The organism is Mesorhizobium sp. B1-1-1 (assembly GCF_006442955.1).
Lineage (GTDB): Bacteria > Pseudomonadota > Alphaproteobacteria > Rhizobiales > Rhizobiaceae > Mesorhizobium.
This window is the reverse complement of sequence record NZ_VFWW01000010.1, coordinates 235,984-252,014: the sequence shown is the minus strand read 5'-3', so window position 1 is coordinate 252,014 and position 16,031 is coordinate 235,984. Positions and strand designations below refer to the sequence as shown.

The window sequence follows — 16,031 nt, the reverse complement described above, 5'->3', positions numbered from 1 at the left end:
ACCGAACTTCGGAATAGACGTTCCCTTTCCGACTGACGCCGCCAGGCTTCGTCGGTCCGATCAGCTTCGCGTCCTAATCCCGCCCGCCACTCGAGGAGACGACATGTCAGAGCCCCGACAGCTAGCCTTGGACATCAACAGCCGCCGCCACCAGTTCAATCTCGATGTGCGCGTGACCTTGCTGGACGCACTACGCGAGCATGCCAACCTGCCCGGCACGAAAAAAGGCTGCGATCATGGGCAGTGCGGCGCATGCACCGTCCACGTCAACGGTGAGAGGGTATTGAGCTGTCTGACCCTCGCGGCCCAGGTCGAGGGCCGTCAGATCACAACGATCGAGGGCCTGCAGACAGCCGACGGTGTGATGCACGCGGTTCAAACCGCCTTTATCGAGCACGACGCCTTCCAGTGCGGTTATTGCACCCCAGGCCAGATCATGTCGGCTATTGCCTGTATTCGCGAAGGCCATGCAGGCACCGACGACGACATTCGCGAATACATGAGCGGCAATATCTGTCGCTGCGGCGCTTACCCCCACATCGTCGCCGCGGTGCGCGATGCCGCCAGCCGCCTCAAGAAGGAGGCAGCACTATGAGAACGTTCGAGTATCTCCGCGCCGAAGACGCCGCGACGGCGGTTGCCGAGGCTGCCAGGCCCGAGACCCTTTTTCTCGCGGGCGGCACCACGCTCCTTGATTTGATGAAACTCAATGTCGAACGCCCTGCCCGCGTGGTGGACATCACGCGCCTTTCCGGGCTCGACACGATCGAGGTGTCCGCGGATGTCATTCGTATCGGCGCGCTCGCCAAGATGAGCAAGGTCGCCGACCACGCCGATATCAAGGAGGCTGCGCCGGTTCTCTCCGAAAGCCTGTGGCGTGCCGCCTCAGCGCAGCTGCGCAACATGGCGTCCATCGGCGGCAACCTGATGCAGCGAACCCGCTGCACGTACTTCCGCGACCCCGGTGCTTATTCGAACTGCAACAAGCGCAATCCCGGCTCCGGATGTGCAGCGCTTGAGGGTGTCAACCGCAACCACGCGGTGCTTGGCACGAGTGACGCGTGCATTGCGATCTATCCAGGAGATTTTGCGGTTTCCCTGGTGGCATTCGACGCCACGGTCATCGTCCGCGGAGCTTCCGAACGTAAAATTCCCGTCGACGAATTCTTCCTGCTCCCAGGCGATACCCCCCATCTTGAGCATGAGCTGACGCCTGGCGAGATGATAGTCGGAATCGAGATCCCGCGTTCGGCAGCCTTGGAACGCTCGCATTATCTCAAGGTCCGAGATCGCGCGTCGTACGAGTTCGCCGCGGCCAGCGCCGCTGTCGGGATCGAATTGGAAGTCGATGGCAAGACAATTCGCGACGTGCGCATTGCCGTTGGCGGCATTGCCACCAAACCCTGGCGCCTGCGCGCTGTAGAGGATTCGCTCAAGGGAAAGACCCTCGACGAGGCGACGCTCCGTACTGCTGCTGCAGCCGCCGTCGATGGCGCGAAGTCGAGCGGACACAATGCGTTCAAAATCGAGCTGGCACCGAAGGTCGTGGCACGCGCCCTGATGACGGTAGGAGATATCGCATGACACATGGCAACGAGTTCGAACTCAACCGGCGTACCGTCATGAAACTCGGAGCAGGCGCAGCCGCTGTGGCCACCGCTGGGGTTAGCTTGTCGGGCGAAAAAGCTTTTGCAAGCGATCCCACTAAATCCAAGGGCTCTGTGCTCGGTGCGCGTCTGTCGCGCGCCGAAGGCCCGTTGAAAGTCACCGGGCAGGCCCGCTTTGCGATCGAGCAGAAGCTGGAGAACCTGGCCTATGGCGTTACCGTCCAATCAACGCGGCCGGCAGGGCGTATCGTCAATATCGATATGGCGGCCGCCAAGGCTCTACCGGGTGTCCTGGACGTCTATACCGCGCAGAATTCCCTGAAGCTCAACAAGCCGACCGTGTACAGCAAAGGCGGCGGAGCCACCGAGGAATTTACCCCAATTCAGGACGATGTTGTCCGTTTCAACGGCATGCATATCGCGCTCGTGGTCGCTGAAACCTTTGAACAGGCAACGGAAGCGGCAGGCCTTCTCAAGGTCGAATATGAGGACGGCGACCCTATTCTCGACATCAACGATCCAAAGGCAAAAGCGCAGCTCATCGATCCCATGGGTGCTGCCTGGGGCGATGCGGCGACAGCGTTGGCCAATGCCGAGGTCAAGGTAGACGTCATCTACACGACGTCACGCGAATATAACGTGCCCATGGAGCCGCATGCGTGCATCGCTTCCTGGGAGAACGGGAAAATCACCGTCTGGGAACCCAGCCAGTGGGTTGGCGGGGCACGAAGCGTCGTATCGGAATGGCTCGGCATCGACATCGAGAATGTACGGGTGATCTCGCCTTACGTCGGCGGTGGGTTCGGGTCCAAGATTGGGGCACATCCACATGTGGGATTGGCTTGCGCGGCCTCGCGCAAGCTTGCCAGGCCCATCAAGGTTTCACTCACTCGACCACAGACCTTCACCGGCCTTGGCGGCCGACCGGCAACTCGGCAGACCCTCTCTATCAGCGCCTCGAAGGACGGAAAGATAAGCTCGATCGTCCATGAGAGCTGGAACGAGACGGCGATCGACGAAGTCCATATCGAGGCTTGCAGCAATGTGACGAAAATCATGTATGCGACGCCGAACTTCTCGTCACGTCTCAACGTCGTGCCGGTCAATACGGTCCAGCCTGGCTGGAAACGGGGCCCCGGCGAAAATCCCAGTGCTTATGCTCTGGAGAGCGCGATCGACGAACTGGCGTACGCACTCAACATTGATCCGATCACGCTGCGCCTTGCCAACTGGGCAGAGGTCGATCCCAGCAACAACTTGCCGTGGAGCACTCGGCAGTTACGCGAAGCCTACGCCGCTGGCGCAGATGCTATCGGTTGGTGGAATCGCAACCCCGTTCCGCGCTCAATGCGCGAAGGTCGCGAACTGATCGGATATGGAATGGCGGCTGGCTCATACCCGATGATCCGGACTGCTAGCGAAGCCAAGATCGTACTCCATGCCAGTGGACAGATTGAAGTCCTCAGCGCGGGCACCGATATGGGAACGGGGACCTATACCATTCTCGCCCAGACAGCGGCTGACGCCTTGGGCGTTCCTGTCGAGACGGTCGCGGTGCGGCTTGGCGATACCATCCTCCCGAGATCGGCGCTCGCTGGCGGCTCTCAGCAGGCCAACAACCTGACAGGCGCGGTGGACAAGGCAGCCAAAAATGCACGCGATGCCTTGCTGGCGATTGCGGCGTCCGATCCGAAGTCGCCGCTTGCAACCGCGAAGGCGACCGACCTTACGTTCGAAAACGGCTCAGTGCGACCGACCCGTCGACCGAACGGCGGCATCAGTATTGCGGACCTGTTGAAGGCAGTGGGTAAAAACAAACTGGAAATCGAAGGTAACACCTTTGCTCCAGGCGCTACCGAGGAAATGAAGAGTGGGGCCGACCGCAGTTTCGCCCAGTTGAAGGGCGCCGTAGAAGGAGGCGTCTCGGCCCATAGCTGGTGTGCGCATTTCGTAGAAGTTCGCGTCGATGAGGATTTTGGCACGGTCCGTGTCAAGCGCATGGTCTCGGCATTCGACAGCGGCAGGATCTTCAATCCCAAGCTTGCGGAAAGCCAGTGGATCGGCGGTATGGTGATGGGCCTCGGGCAGGCTCTCCTGGAAGAAGGTTACGTCGACCAGCGGGACGGACGCACCGTCAACGCAAATTTTGCCGACTATGCCGTCCCGGTCAACGCCGATGTGCCCGACATCCAGGTGATCTCGGTTGGTGTTCCGGACATGCAGGCAACTGCTCTGGGGGGCAAAGGCGTCGGCGAGATCGGTGTGGTAGGGGTCGCCCCTGCAATCGGGAATGCCGTCTTCCATGCGACCGGCAAACGCATTCGAAGCCTTCCGATCACGCTGGAGAAGCTCGCGTGAGTTCGAACGATGCGCCTCTCCTGGGATTTCGGACGCGCTGCCTTGGCCTTCTTCCTGCACCATGTCGCCATAGTCGGCCTGTTTGCCTGCCTGTCACACTATTCCTCGAAAGCCCTGCAACGACGGCGTGGCAGGCTTGACCAAGTTGACGGCTTGATCCTGGCGAAAAACTCCGCCGAACACACCTGTGAGAAACGGCACGCAAGGCTCTGGAAAGGTCCTGACGCCCAAATTCCAGATTTCACGATTTATAGATACTCCGCGCAGTGCTGCGTTTATGCATATGGCCAAAGGCGATGTCTGGTTTCAGGAAGACACTAGCTGATCTCTACGGCCGGCATGAGGCGCAAACCCGCCGCTCGCTCGCTACGGCGCTGTTTACGGCGCGCTCGCGAGCGGCTACGCGCGGACTTATTCTGACTGACTGCCGTTCGCTTTGCGAATGAGTGCTTCCGGCTCCATTCCTAACACATCGCCGATGCGCCCAAGCACACTTGCTGAAACATCAGCGCGTTCAATGGCATTTATATAGGGGCGATCAGGCCGGAGCGCTCTGGCAATTCCTGTTGCGTCATGTGCCGCCTGGTTCTGGCTTACCGGCTGTCTTAGAGCCTAGACCAGCCTCGACAAGGCGGCGGAAAGCCTCCGATCTGGTGGGAAGATCGGGCTGATTTCGGCGCCATTCGTCAATGCGGGCAAGCAAGTCACTCGTAAGCCGCAGTTCGAAGCGCTCAGTTTTGTTATCAATAGCATCAGGCGTGTTTGACAATGACTATGTCCGTAATGTACGGTATGTACGTAAATTGTGGTCTGCGCTTTGCGGCCGAACAACGTGCTCGAACACGTCGCTCGGCCTGACCACAACCCAAGCTGTTTGGAGCTCGGATCATGGTTGATTCCGACAATACCACGACTTTGCCTTTCGTCATCGGCCGCCAACGCGATGAGCTCGAGAGGCCGGAGCCCCAAGGCACAGATTCCGCTTTGAGACTATGGAGCGAGTGGCAACGAGCTCGATATGCCTCATTGCTGTTGTGTCGAATTCAGCAGCGGGTGGAGGCGCGAATGATCGCCAATACCGGAATTCAGGTATTGACTGCGGGCGAGCCGATGCCGCGGCAACTGTCAGTGTCTACTACGGGTCTGGACTCTGAGCATCTGATAGCTTGCGAAGCCGAGGTCTTTGCGATGACCGAAGCCCTAAAATTTCAAGATTCGGTCCCTGACGTCGCGGCTACGTCGCTCATCGGCGTCATCGCCAAGTTAGAAATGATCATTGGAGCCGATCGAGATATTGGTGACCCTACCGACTTCCCGTGGCCGCACATAACTTCCGTACTGCGCGACTTAAAGGCGATCGCGGGAGGTTGGCCGGCTGGTCGCCGGAGCCGAGCAAGGACGCGGAGCGATGTCGCCAAGCATTGGGAGTCCGCAGTCAAGCTGGTCGCGGCGCTGAAAGCGGAAGGCGAAGCGGAGTAGTGCAGCGGTGTAACCGACTTCCGAGACGCCTTCTGAAGTGATGGTGCTCCTGGATGTGAGCATCAGGACGTTCCCACTTGTCGCCTGCAGCCCAACCTTAAGGATCGAGACGAAACCGCACGACGCAAGTCATTGCACGCTGTGGTCCTACTTCATGAACTTCGTGCTTTCCCTAGCCGTCCGGCGGCCTCCGATAGACGGTCGATCCACCATTGGGAGAGCGACCGCGATGGCTGAAGAAACCAGGACCGGCCCACAGGCTTTAGTTCCGGCGAACGACAACGGTGAACTCGCCAACCCCGAGGGGCGCCCAGAAAACAAGGCGGCCAGGCTGGATCAGGTCGTGCTGGATATCGCCCGGCTGATCGGCCGGCAGCTGGCGCGGGAGGCATTCGAGGCAGGGCTGGCGGCCAACGACAATCGTCCGGGCCGCCGAGAGGGAGAGGGCAGGGAGCCGGATGGCAAACCCTTTGAGGACAGGAGAGAGGATCCGCCGCCATGACCCGTGTTGCAGTCTATGCCCGCTATTCGTCCGACAACCAACGCGAAGCCTCCATCGAAGACCAACTGCGTCTTTGCCGAGAACACTCATCCAAAGAGAGATGGACTGTCGTTGGGACCTATGTCGATGCTGCCATCTCTGGCGCAAGCATCGTTCGCCGACCAGACATTCAGCGGCTCCTGAGTGATGCTCAAAGCGGGCAGTTCGAGATCGTCCTTGCCGAGGCGCTTGATCGCCTCTCACGCGACCAGGAAGATGTGGCTGGTCTCTTCAAACGCCTGCGCTTCGCCGGCGTCAACCTCGTCACCCTCTCCGAGGGTGCGGTTGACGAACTTCATGTCGGCCTCAAGGGAACGATGAACGCGCTCTTCCTGCGTGACCTTGCGGTTAAGATCAGGCGCGGACAAAGCGGACGAATATTGAATGGATATGCGGCTGGTGGCCTTTCCTATGGCTATCGCGTGGTCAAAAAGCTTGATGAAAGCGGCGAACCGATCCGCGGTCTGCGCGAGATCGATGAGCATCAAGCCCAGGTCGTGCGCAGAATCTTTCAGGAGTTCGCGGTTGGTCGATCAGCGCGTGCGATAGCTGCTGACCTCAATAAAGAAGGTATCCCATCGCCCTTTGGTGGTGCTTGGGGCGCCTCGACGATCAACGGCAATCTCAAGCGAAGAAGCGGCTTCCTTTACAACGAGATCTATATTGGGTTGCTCGTTTTCAACCGTATCAAGATGGTGAAGGATCCAGAAACCGGCAAGCGCATCTCGCGGCCGAACCCGCCCGAAACGTGGCAGGTCATGGAGGTCTCGCATCTGCGCATCGTGGATGATGCGCTATGGGAAGCAGCCCAAGCTCGCAAGAAGCTGTATGGAGGTGCGAAGCTCCATCATCGCCGACGGCCGAAACATTTGTTCTCAGGGCTCGTACGGTGCGGCTGCTGTGGCGCTTCCTATACCGTGAAGAATCAAGACCAACTGGCCTGTGCTGCGCATCGTGAGAAAGGTACCTGCACCAACAGCAGGACGATCCGTGTTGGCGACCTCGAAAAGCGTGTGCTTGCTGGCGTCCAGCGGCGATTGCTGGCGCCAGATGCTATCGCGGGCTTCCTTGCCGAATATCACGCCGAGCAAAAGCGGCTGAATGCGATGAACCGCCAACGGAATAAGGAAGCTGAGAAGCGGCTCATCGGCATCGACAGGCAGATCGCCAATATCGTCGATGCCATTGCCGACGGTGTCTCGACGGCCAGCATGAGATCGAAGTTGCTGGACCTCGAGAGCGAGAAGGAAAGTCTAGCGCGAGAGCTTCAAGCCATGGCGGCCGCTGAAAGCGTCGTGGAGTTTCACCCGGTGGCGGTCGAGGCTTATCGTCGGAAAGTGTCAGAACTCCAGGGGGCGCTGCAATCCGACGAAAGCGAGCGTCACGAGGCAGCGAGGATTGTCCGCTCGCTAGTTGCGAAGATCGAGATCATTCCGGCCGAGGGCAGGGGGCAGATTGAGCTAAAGGTCCACGGCGCGCTGGCGGAGCTCCTCAACCTGGCAAACCGCAAACCAGGAGAGGCGCCTAACGCTGTATTGATGGTAGCGGGAGAGGGACTTGAACCCCCGACCCCAGGATTATGATTCCCGTGCTCTAACCAACTGAGCTACCCCGCCAGGGCGGCGAAAGGCCCGAAATCCGCCTTAAATCGCAAGGCATTTCGAGGCGTTCGCCAAGGTCGCGCGGATATAAGGTTGGGAGGGTGAGCCTGTCAAGCTTCGAACCGCTCGGCAGGGGCGCTTATTCTCGCTGCCGAAAAGCTTTGCCGCGCCGATAATTGGTTGCAGCCGCCGGGGTTGAGTTCGAAGAGGCACGTCGCTATGTCTCGGCCACGAGTTTTTAGAGTTTGAGAACAGATGAAGCCGCGCATTGCAGTCCTCGGTTGCGGATACTGGGGCTCCAACCACATCCGCACCCTCAAGGCGCTCGGCACGCTGCACGCGGTCTCCGACGCCAACCGTGCCCGCGCCGAAGGCTTTGCCAGCGAACAGGACTGCCTCGCGATCGAACCGGACCAGTTGTTCGTCCGCAATGACATCGACGCCATCGTCATGGCGCTGCCGCCGCAATTTCATGCCGAGATGGCGGTGCGCGCCACCGAAAGCGGCAAGGACGTGCTGGTGGAGAAGCCGATCGCGTTGACGGTTGCCGATGCCGAGCGCTCGGTGCAGGCGGCGAAGGACAAGGGCCGCGTCTTCATGGTCGGCCACGTCTTGCGCTTCCATCCCGCGTTCGAGACGCTGAAGGCGCTCATCGACAAGGGCGAGCTCGGCGAGGTCCGCTACATCCATTCGCACCGGCTCGGCCTCGGCAAATTCCACACCGAGAACGATGCGCTATGGGACTTGGCGCCGCATGACCTGTCGATGATCCTGGCCATCACCGGCACCGAACCGATCGAGGTGCGCGGCGAAGGGGCGGCGCTGCTCGACAATCTCAGCGACTTCGCGCATCTGCACATGCGCTTTCCCAACGGTTTGCGCAGCCATCTCTTCGCCTCGCGGCTGAACCCTTACCGCGAACGGCGGCTGACCGTGGTCGGCACCAAGGCGATGGCTGTCTTCGACGATGTCGAACCATGGGAGCGCAAGCTCGCCGTCTATCGCCACGCGGTCTGGCAGGACAGCGGCCAATGGGCGTTCACCACCAATGAGCCCTCCTATGTCGCGGTTGGCCAAGGCATGCCGCTGACGCGCGAACTCGAGCACTTCATCCATTGCATCGAAACGCGGGCCGAACCGCGCACCAGCGGCGAGGAGGCAATCCGGGTGCTGCGCATCCTGACCGCGGGTACGGTCACGCACACCAAATCCAATCCCTGAAGAAGATCGGGCCGCGTCGCGGCGGAGAGATCGTTGCCTACTCGGCGGGAACCTGCGCCGGTGACGCGGCAAGTCGGCTCAACATCGCCTCGGCCTCGGCGCCGCGCTCGGAGCGTTCGATGAAGCCGCCGCCGAACACGCGGGCCTCGTTGCCGTCGTCGGAATAGAGCACGCAAGCCTGTCCAGGCGCGATACCGGACTCGCCATCGGCCAATTCGACCGATGTGACGCCCGCCTCGTGACGCAGCATCGCCGGGCGTGGCGGCCTGGTCGAGCGGACCTTGGCGAACAGTTCCAGCCCGCCCGCGGGCATGTCGGCCAGCGCGCCGTCACCAAGCCAGTTCATGTTGCGCAGGTAGATCTTGTGCGTCTCCAGCGCCTCGCGCGGCCCGACCACGACACGGGCGCGCTCGGCGTCGAGATGGACGACATAGAGCGGCTCGCCGGAGGCCACGCCGATGCCGCGGCGCTGGCCGATGGTGTAGCGCAGAATGCCTTCATGGCGGCCGAGCACCCGGCCGTCGATATGGACGATGTCACCCGGATTGGCGGCCGTCGGCTTCAGCTTGGCAATGATGTCGGAATATTTGCCCTGGGGCACGAAGCAGATGTCCTGGCTGTCCTGCTTGGCGGCTACCGTCAGGCCCATCTCCTCGGCAATGGCGCGAACCTGCGGCTTCGGCAGGCCGCCGAGCGGAAAGCGCAGATAATCGATCTGCGCCTGCGTGGTGGCGAAGAGGAAATAGCTCTGGTCGCGATCGGCGTCGACCGGCCTATAGAGCGCGCGATGGGCGCCATTGGCGCCGGAGCGAATGTAGTGGCCCGTGGCCAGCGCGTCGGCGCCGAGATCCTTGGCGGTGGCCAGCAGATCAGCGAACTTCACCGTCTGGTTGCAGGAAACGCAAGGGATCGGCGTCTCGCCGGCGACATAGCTCTCAGCGAAGGGATCGATGACCGCCTTGCGGAAGCGCTCTTCGTAGTCGAGCACATAATGCGGAATGCCGAGCGTCTCGGAAACGCGGCGGGCGTCATCGATATCCTGCCCGGCACAGCAGGACCCGGCCCGGTGCGTCGCGGCGCCATGATCGTAAAGCTGCAAGGTGACGCCGACGACATCATAACCCTCGCGCTTCAAGAGACCCGCGACGACGGACGAATCGACGCCGCCCGACATGGCGACGACGATACGGGTGTTTTCGGGACGTCCGGGAAGATCGAGGCTGTTCATGGTTCTTTCGTTCTGCGCGGCGCTTGCATGCCAATGACGCGAATATAGGTCAAGCTTGGCGGCTGCGCCAGCTTGCGGGAACCGATCGGCGGGCAACTGCCGGCCCGGTGACCGCGCAGATTTTTCGAGCGAATCCGGAACTTCCCGGCAGATATTTCAAATGTTTGCGAAAAGACTAACGCGGCGTTCATGATCATTACCTAGCTGTTAGGGTCTGCTTAGGCAATTTTTAAAGCTGTGGCGGTAACGTGGTGGGGATTGGGTCTTTGAGTTTTTTGTAGAGAGTACGATGACCGATCTGGTTAGACCGCGAGTCAAATATGTTATCGGGCCTGACGGCAGCCCTCTCACAATTGCCGATCTGCCGCCGACGAATACACGTCGCTGGGTTATCCGGCGCAAGGCGGAAGTGGTTGCAGCGGTGCGCGGCGGGCTTTTGAGCCTCGAGGAGGCATGCCAGCGCTACAAGCTGACCACCGAGGAGTTCCTGTCCTGGCAGGCCTCGATCGACGAATACGGCCTCGCCGGGCTGCGCACGACGCGCATCCAGCAATACCGGCACTGACGCTCAAGAATCTGCAAAAGGGCGCGAAGTTCGCGCCCTTTTGGTTTCTTGACAGCATTTGCGCGTTTCAGACCGTCAGCACCACCTTGCCGACCGGCTTGCTGGCGAGGAAAGCGTGCGCGGCGCCGGCCTGTTCTAGCGGGAAGGTCTTTGCCACATGCACGGTAAGCTTTCCCGCATCGACGAGCCTGCCAAGTTCCAGCAGGCCTTCGCGGTCGGGAACAACGGACATGCGTTCGACGCGGATGCTTCGCGCCTTGGCATCCGCCCTGGTCTTGTCGCTGACGTCGAGCAGTGACACCAGCACGCCGCCGTCCCTGAGCACCTTCAACGATTGATGGGCGTGCTCGCCGCCCACCGTCTCGAGCACCAGGTCGATGTCCTTCGCCTTGTCGGTAAAATCATCCTTGGTGTAGTCGATGACCTCGTCGGCGCCGAGCTTGTGGACGAAATCCAATTTTTCCGTGCTGACGGTGGCGGCAACCCAGGCGCCGCCCGCCTTGGCGACCTGCACCGCCAGATGGCCGACGCCGCCGGCCCCGGCGTGGACCAGCACGCGCTGGCCGGCTTTCATCGCGCCATGACGCACGAGGCCTTGCCAGGCGGTGAGGCCGGCCAGCGGCAATGCGCCTGCCTGGACGTAATCGGCGTGCGCGGGCTTGCGCGCGATTTCATCGGCGGGCACCGCGGCCAGTTCGGCATAGGCTGCCGCCTGCTTTGGGAAGCGCGGCATGCCGAACACCGCGTCACCTGGTTTCAGGCCGCTGACACCAGGCCCCAGCGCCTCGACGGTTCCCGAAAGGTCCCAGCCGAGGATGAAGGGTGGTTCGCCGAGCAGCGGGTAATAGCCGGCGCGCACGGCGCCATCGACCGGATTGATGCCGGCCGCCTTGATGCGGACCAGCACTTCGCCGGCGTTGGGCGAGGGCGCCGGGCGCTCGGCGATGACAAGGACATCGGGTCCGCCGACGGAATTCTGGATAATGGCACGCATAAGATTTCTCCTGATTGACCGGTCCCACTATCATTTGGAGAGTAATGGTCTCTTGTCTAGTATGTACCTTGTTGATATATAGGCACCGTATGGATAGTGATCTCGACTCCCCCTACGGCTATGATGCGTTCCGGCGGACCTGTCCCTCACACACGGTGCTGGAGACGCTGGCCAGCAAGTGGGTTTACCTGGTTGTTTGTGCGCTGCGCCAAGGCCGGCAGCGCAATGGCGAGCTTGCCCGCAAGCTCGAAGGCGTCACGCCGAAGATGCTGACGCAGACGTTGCGCGTGCTCGAGCGCGACGGCCTGGTGCGGCGCGAGGTGTTTGCGGTCGTCCCGCCTCGGGTCGAATATGAATTGACCGAACTTGGCCAGAATCTGGCGGGATTGCTCAACCAGATCAGATCCTGGTCGGAACAACACGTTCCCGACATCAAGGAGGCCCGGGCGCGGGCTGCGGCCGTGAATGAAGGGGAGTGGGCCGTTTAGCGCTCGCCCAATGCGTTGCGCGCCCGCTTGGACGTGCTCAAAGACGCGGATATCGGGCGGTTCAGCCGATCATCGCGCTACGACCGCCAGTTTCGGCCTCGCGAATCTTGGTGTCGCGCGATTCGAGCATTTCCGCCTTGGAAAGCTCCGCTTCAGCTTCGCCGAGTAATGATTCGGCGGCGCTTCGCTGCTGGGCGAGGTCGCCTTGCGAATTTCTGAGGTTGTCGCGGCGCAAACGGGCCGCCTTGGCGAAGGTCGGATAGGCGAAATGATTGATGTCGGTGATACCGGCCTTCTTTTCCTCGGCGCTGATCTGAAGCTCCAGCTCGGCGGCCATGCGTTCGAATTCGGCGATCATCATGTCGAGCTGCAGCAGCTGCCGCCGCTTCTCATTCACCTGAAACTGTTTCAGCCGAACGAGGTTTTCACGTGACTTCATGATTCGGTACTCCCGGAAACGCACACCTGCACATATCGTCCAAACCACTTGGAAAGGCCCAAGCGCTGCCCGTGTCCACCGGCTTTCCCCGCACTATGGGAAACAAAACCCTAAAGTTTTTTGCCGACGGTAACCATTCGTTTACGGGCATTGTTAATCATACGGGTCAGGACTTAAGGCCGGGTAAAAATCCGGCTGGCGACGTGGAAGCGATGTCGATGAGTCCCTGGAGTCACTTAGTCCAGGTTTTTAATGTGTTGCATTAGCGGTTTGGTCCTGTGATTCGGTATTAAATTCAAGAGGGTGTAGAAAGTGGTTAAAAAATCTGGTACCGTCATCGACGCGGAATTAGGTTTTGTTAACCATTCCATGGCAGCCTCTGCACCAGGCAATCACTGCTCCGGTCCCGGATGGGTCGCAAGATGGTCCGGCAGCAGAAAAGGGGAATGAAATGCGTGTTCTGCTGATAGAAGATGACAGTGCAACCGCACAAAGCATCGAGCTGATGCTGAAATCGGAAAGCTTCAACGTCTATACGACCGACCTCGGCGAAGAGGGTGTCGATCTGGGCAAGCTCTACGACTACGACATCATCCTTCTCGACCTCAACCTACCCGATATGTCCGGCTACGAGGTCTTGAGAACGCTTCGTCTCTCCAAGGTGAAGACGCCGATCCTCATCCTTTCCGGCATGGCTGGCATCGAGGACAAGGTGCGCGGCCTCGGCTTCGGCGCAGACGATTACATGACCAAGCCTTTCCACAAGGACGAGCTGGTGGCGCGCATCCATGCCATCGTGCGCCGTTCGAAGGGACATGCCCAATCGGTCATCACCACCGGCGACCTGGTGGTCAATCTCGATGCCAAGACCGTCGAAGTCGGCGGTCAGCGCGTGCACCTTACCGGCAAGGAATACCAGATGCTGGAGCTGCTCTCGCTGCGCAAGGGCACCACGCTCACCAAGGAAATGTTCCTTAACCACCTCTATGGCGGCATGGACGAGCCGGAACTGAAGATCATCGATGTCTTCATCTGCAAGCTGCGCAAGAAGCTCGATGCTGCGTCCGGCGGCCAGAATTATATCGAGACGGTCTGGGGCCGCGGCTATGTGCTGCGCGAACCTGAAGACATCCGCGTCAGCGCCTGAGCGACGGCCGATCGAAATTCCAGACAAAAACCCGGCGGCAGCCGGGTTTTTGCGTCATAGACCGGTGGTAACCGCGATCCGACGGATCAGGCAGCGATCTTCAGTGTGCGAAAGCGCTCGAGTAGCTGCGGGCGGTTGAACGGCTTCAACAGATAGCCTTGGGCGCCGGCGCGTTTGGCTCGCATGATCGAGGCGATGTCCAGTTCGACCAGCGAGATCAGGATCTGCGGCTTGGTCGGGCTTTCCATGGCGCGCACGCGCCGGATCAGGTCGACCGCCTGTACATCCGGCAGTGCACCGTCGACGACGATGATATCAGGCATATCGGCGGCGCACATCTCCAGAGCGTCAAGCCCGCTGGCGGCTTCGATGACCATCATGTCGGAACCGCCCAGGATGCGCTTCGCAACTTTCCTGATGACGCTAGAATCGTCGACGAACATGCAGCGTTTCATTTCCGGGTCCTCTTTGCCTTGTGGCAATCCGGTCGCGTCGGGGTATCTGCCGCACAGCATAGGCCGATCTGGTAAAGAAGCCGAAAAGCCATTAGGTAAAATTTTTGCAAAGATGCCAATTTGCAAGCTTTTCCTTGCAGATGCTTTGGCCCGCGCTGTCAGGCGAAGTTCATCTTTCGCCCACAGGTCCGTTCAACCAATATTACAGCGCTGAAATACTTTGCTGCTGGTTTGCGCGGATCTCAGGCCGCCGAAAGCACGATCTCTTCCGCGGTCGCATGGATCGATATCGTCATGTTGGCCTCCCGCGCCAGAAGCAGCGTATAGTAAGGCTGCACCGAATGCGCGTCGATCGGTTCCTCCGGCTTGTGGCCGGAATGCAGTTCGAGGAATTTCGGCGGCACCCGCAACATGGGGCCACTCGCCGAAAGCGCGAAGCGAGGCTCGGTCTCGAGATTCTCCAGCGTCACCGAAAGCTTGCCGCCACGTGGAATGGCAGCGTTGGCGACCAGGATCAGGTTGAGCAGCAGCTTGACCTTGTTCTTGGGCAACAGTGCACGGCTTCCATTCCAGGTGAGTTCCGGCTTCTCGTTCTTGAGGAAGGCGATAGCGACGGCTTCGGCATCGCCGGTGTCGATCTGCATGCCGGCGGAACCCGCCGCGCCGAAGGCGATGCGGGCGAACTGCAGGCGCGCCGAGGCGTTGCGGGCGCTCTGGCGGATCAGCTTCATGGCGTCCTCGTCGGCGCCGCCTTCATCGAGCAGTTCAAGCCCGTTGTTGATCGCGCCGACAGGCGAGATGATGTCGTGGCAGACCCGGCTGCACAAAAGTGCCGCCAGATCGGGGGCGGAAAGGGTGAAAAGATCGGACATCGGCGAAAATCCCTGCAAAAATTCCATAAATCATGGCCGCGCGATCGATCGTCGCCTGCCCACGCGAATCACACTCTCTTCCCGAGCTTTCTGAATACACAGCGCCCGTGCGTGCAGCAACAAACCCAAAATCGCCGTTGGGGCCTATGGCGCGTTCACGCAGGCTGCTTGCCTGTATGAACGACCCCAACAGCCTTCGAACCGCCATCTTCATGTGCGAGTTTAATGGTTGAAAAAGGATTACGGCATAGTTTGCCCCTAACAGCCATCCTTAACGGCCGCCTAAAGAGCCGTACGGGTGCGAGGCGTCGGCGAAAGTGCTCCCTGACGGAGATTGGAAGCATGTTTTCCCGATTCTACGGCCGGAGTTTTCTCCGTGTCCTCTCAATGGCGATCACGCTCCTGGGCGTTCTCGTCTTCTCGACATCGGCCCTGCGGGCCCAGGAGTACACCGCTCAGGAGATTGTCGATTCCGGTCACAAGTTCTTCGGCGCGACATCGGGCGGCCTTGCCACAGTCGTGGAGAAGATTTTTGCTTCCTATGGCTTGCCCAATGGCTATCTGCTTGGCGAGGAGGGATCCGGCGCGCTGATCGGCGGCCTGACCTATGGCGAAGGCACGCTCTACACCAAGAATGCCGGCGACCATAAAGTGTTCTGGCAAGGCCCGTCGCTCGGCTGGGATTTCGGCGGCGAGGGATCGCGGGTGATGATGCTCGTCTATAATCTCGATGACGTCGGCAATCTCTACAACCGTTATGGCGGCGTCGCCGGCTCGGCCTATGTGGTGGCGGGCGTCGGATTCAACGTGCTGAAGAACAACAATGTGCTGCTGGTGCCGATCCGCACCGGCGTCGGCGCCCGGCTCGGCGTCAATCTCGGCTACCTGAAGCTTACCGACCGGGCGACGTGGAATCCGTTCTGACCCGAGGTCACGACCGGAATGTGTATACGCTTTCGATGAGAATCCAGATCCGATGACCCATATGCGCCGCGGCGAGCCCTTGCCGCAGCGCCTGATTTCCGTCATGCCAACA

General features: G+C 60.3%; 17 protein-coding genes and 1 tRNA gene. 11 read left to right on the top strand and 7 right to left on the bottom strand.

Annotation, left to right across the window (positions count from 1 at the left end; genetic code table 11):
* Positions 1-103 precede the first annotated feature (103 nt).
* The 6 genes from FJ986_RS22275 to FJ986_RS22245 all read left to right on the top strand — a co-directional run bounded on the left by FJ986_RS22275 (position 104) and on the right by FJ986_RS22245 (position 7,568).
* The gene (locus FJ986_RS22275; RefSeq protein ID WP_140630211.1) at positions 104-595 is read left to right on the top strand and encodes a (2Fe-2S)-binding protein; all 492 of its coding nucleotides are present in this window, start codon (positions 104-106) and stop codon (positions 593-595) included.
* Positions 592-1,584: a xanthine dehydrogenase family protein subunit M gene (locus tag FJ986_RS22270; protein ID WP_140675647.1), complete on the top strand. Its 993-nt coding sequence runs from the start codon at positions 592-594 to the stop codon at positions 1,582-1,584. The genes FJ986_RS22275 and FJ986_RS22270 overlap by 4 nt, the downstream gene beginning before the upstream one ends.
* Positions 1,581-3,965, top strand: coding sequence for a xanthine dehydrogenase family protein molybdopterin-binding subunit (locus FJ986_RS22265; protein ID WP_140675644.1), 2,385 nt, complete (start codon positions 1,581-1,583; stop codon positions 3,963-3,965). Before FJ986_RS22270 ends, FJ986_RS22265 begins: the two co-directional genes overlap by 4 nt.
* Before the next feature lie 888 nt (positions 3,966-4,853).
* Entirely contained in the window at positions 4,854-5,444 is a 591-nt protein-coding gene (locus FJ986_RS22255; RefSeq protein WP_246678969.1) for a hypothetical protein, read from the top strand.
* A 229-nt stretch (positions 5,445-5,673) separates the two neighbouring features.
* Positions 5,674-5,946: a hypothetical protein gene (locus FJ986_RS22250; protein ID WP_140630203.1), complete on the top strand. Its 273-nt coding sequence runs from the start codon at positions 5,674-5,676 to the stop codon at positions 5,944-5,946.
* Complete coding sequence (locus FJ986_RS22245; RefSeq protein ID WP_140675694.1) at positions 5,943-7,568, top strand: recombinase family protein; 1,626 nt, start codon at positions 5,943-5,945, stop codon at positions 7,566-7,568. The genes FJ986_RS22250 and FJ986_RS22245 overlap by 4 nt, the downstream gene beginning before the upstream one ends.
* On the opposite strand, the gene FJ986_RS22240 is transcribed toward FJ986_RS22245, so the two are convergent.
* A tRNA-Met gene (locus tag FJ986_RS22240) sits at positions 7,525-7,601 on the bottom strand. The two genes, FJ986_RS22245 and FJ986_RS22240, sit on opposite strands and share 44 nt — an antisense overlap.
* Before the next feature lie 240 nt (positions 7,602-7,841).
* On the opposite strand from FJ986_RS22240, the gene FJ986_RS22235 reads away from it, so the two are divergent.
* Complete coding sequence (locus FJ986_RS22235; protein WP_140582221.1) at positions 7,842-8,807, top strand: Gfo/Idh/MocA family oxidoreductase; 966 nt, start codon at positions 7,842-7,844, stop codon at positions 8,805-8,807.
* A 37-nt stretch (positions 8,808-8,844) separates the two neighbouring features.
* On the opposite strand, the gene mnmA is transcribed toward FJ986_RS22235, so the two are convergent.
* Together mnmA and FJ986_RS22225 are read right to left on the bottom strand one after the other, a co-directional pair.
* Positions 8,845-10,035 carry a tRNA 2-thiouridine(34) synthase MnmA gene (gene mnmA, locus FJ986_RS22230; RefSeq protein WP_140496104.1) on the bottom strand — a complete coding sequence of 397 codons (1,191 nt, stop codon included), beginning with the start codon at positions 10,033-10,035 and terminating at the stop codon, positions 8,845-8,847.
* Positions 10,032-10,226: a hypothetical protein gene (locus tag FJ986_RS22225; protein WP_140518053.1), complete on the bottom strand. Its 195-nt coding sequence runs from the start codon at positions 10,224-10,226 to the stop codon at positions 10,032-10,034. Before FJ986_RS22225 ends, mnmA begins: the two co-directional genes overlap by 4 nt.
* 98 nt (positions 10,227-10,324) lie before the next feature.
* Here FJ986_RS22225 and FJ986_RS22220 point away from each other — a divergent pair, with 98 nt between their 5' ends.
* On the top strand, positions 10,325-10,600 hold the full coding sequence (locus FJ986_RS22220) for a DUF1153 domain-containing protein (RefSeq protein ID WP_006203587.1): 276 nt from the start codon (positions 10,325-10,327) through the stop codon (positions 10,598-10,600).
* Between the two features lie 67 nt (positions 10,601-10,667).
* On the opposite strand, the gene FJ986_RS22215 is transcribed toward FJ986_RS22220, so the two are convergent.
* Positions 10,668-11,594, bottom strand: coding sequence for an NADP-dependent oxidoreductase (locus tag FJ986_RS22215; protein ID WP_140657040.1), 927 nt, complete (start codon positions 11,592-11,594; stop codon positions 10,668-10,670).
* Positions 11,595-11,683: 89 nt separating this feature from the next.
* Between FJ986_RS22215 and FJ986_RS22210 the strand changes: the two genes are divergently transcribed.
* Positions 11,684-12,082 (top strand): helix-turn-helix domain-containing protein, encoded by a 399-nt coding sequence (locus tag FJ986_RS22210; RefSeq protein WP_140657042.1) that lies wholly within the window; start codon positions 11,684-11,686, stop codon positions 12,080-12,082.
* A 61-nt stretch (positions 12,083-12,143) separates the two neighbouring features.
* Here FJ986_RS22210 and FJ986_RS22205 read toward each other — a convergent pair whose 3' ends face one another.
* Positions 12,144-12,521 (bottom strand): flagellar export protein FliJ, encoded by a 378-nt coding sequence (locus tag FJ986_RS22205; RefSeq protein ID WP_140496101.1) that lies wholly within the window; start codon positions 12,519-12,521, stop codon positions 12,144-12,146.
* Between the two features lie 451 nt (positions 12,522-12,972).
* Here FJ986_RS22205 and ctrA point away from each other — a divergent pair, with 451 nt between their 5' ends.
* Entirely contained in the window at positions 12,973-13,668 is a 696-nt protein-coding gene (ctrA, locus tag FJ986_RS22200) for a cell cycle two-component system response regulator CtrA (protein ID WP_006203583.1), read from the top strand.
* Between the two features lie 86 nt (positions 13,669-13,754).
* Here the strand turns inward: ctrA and FJ986_RS22195 are convergent, their stop codons facing one another.
* Both FJ986_RS22195 and FJ986_RS22190 read right to left on the bottom strand, forming a co-directional pair.
* Positions 13,755-14,123 (bottom strand): response regulator, encoded by a 369-nt coding sequence (locus FJ986_RS22195; protein WP_140496100.1) that lies wholly within the window; start codon positions 14,121-14,123, stop codon positions 13,755-13,757.
* Between the two features lie 242 nt (positions 14,124-14,365).
* Entirely contained in the window at positions 14,366-14,995 is a 630-nt protein-coding gene (locus FJ986_RS22190) for a histidine phosphotransferase family protein (protein WP_140496099.1), read from the bottom strand.
* 387 nt (positions 14,996-15,382) lie between these two features.
* Here FJ986_RS22190 and FJ986_RS22185 point away from each other — a divergent pair, with 387 nt between their 5' ends.
* Positions 15,383-15,919, top strand: coding sequence for an EipA family protein (locus FJ986_RS22185; protein ID WP_226880597.1), 537 nt, complete (start codon positions 15,383-15,385; stop codon positions 15,917-15,919).
* The last annotated feature ends 112 nt before the right edge of the window (positions 15,920-16,031 follow it).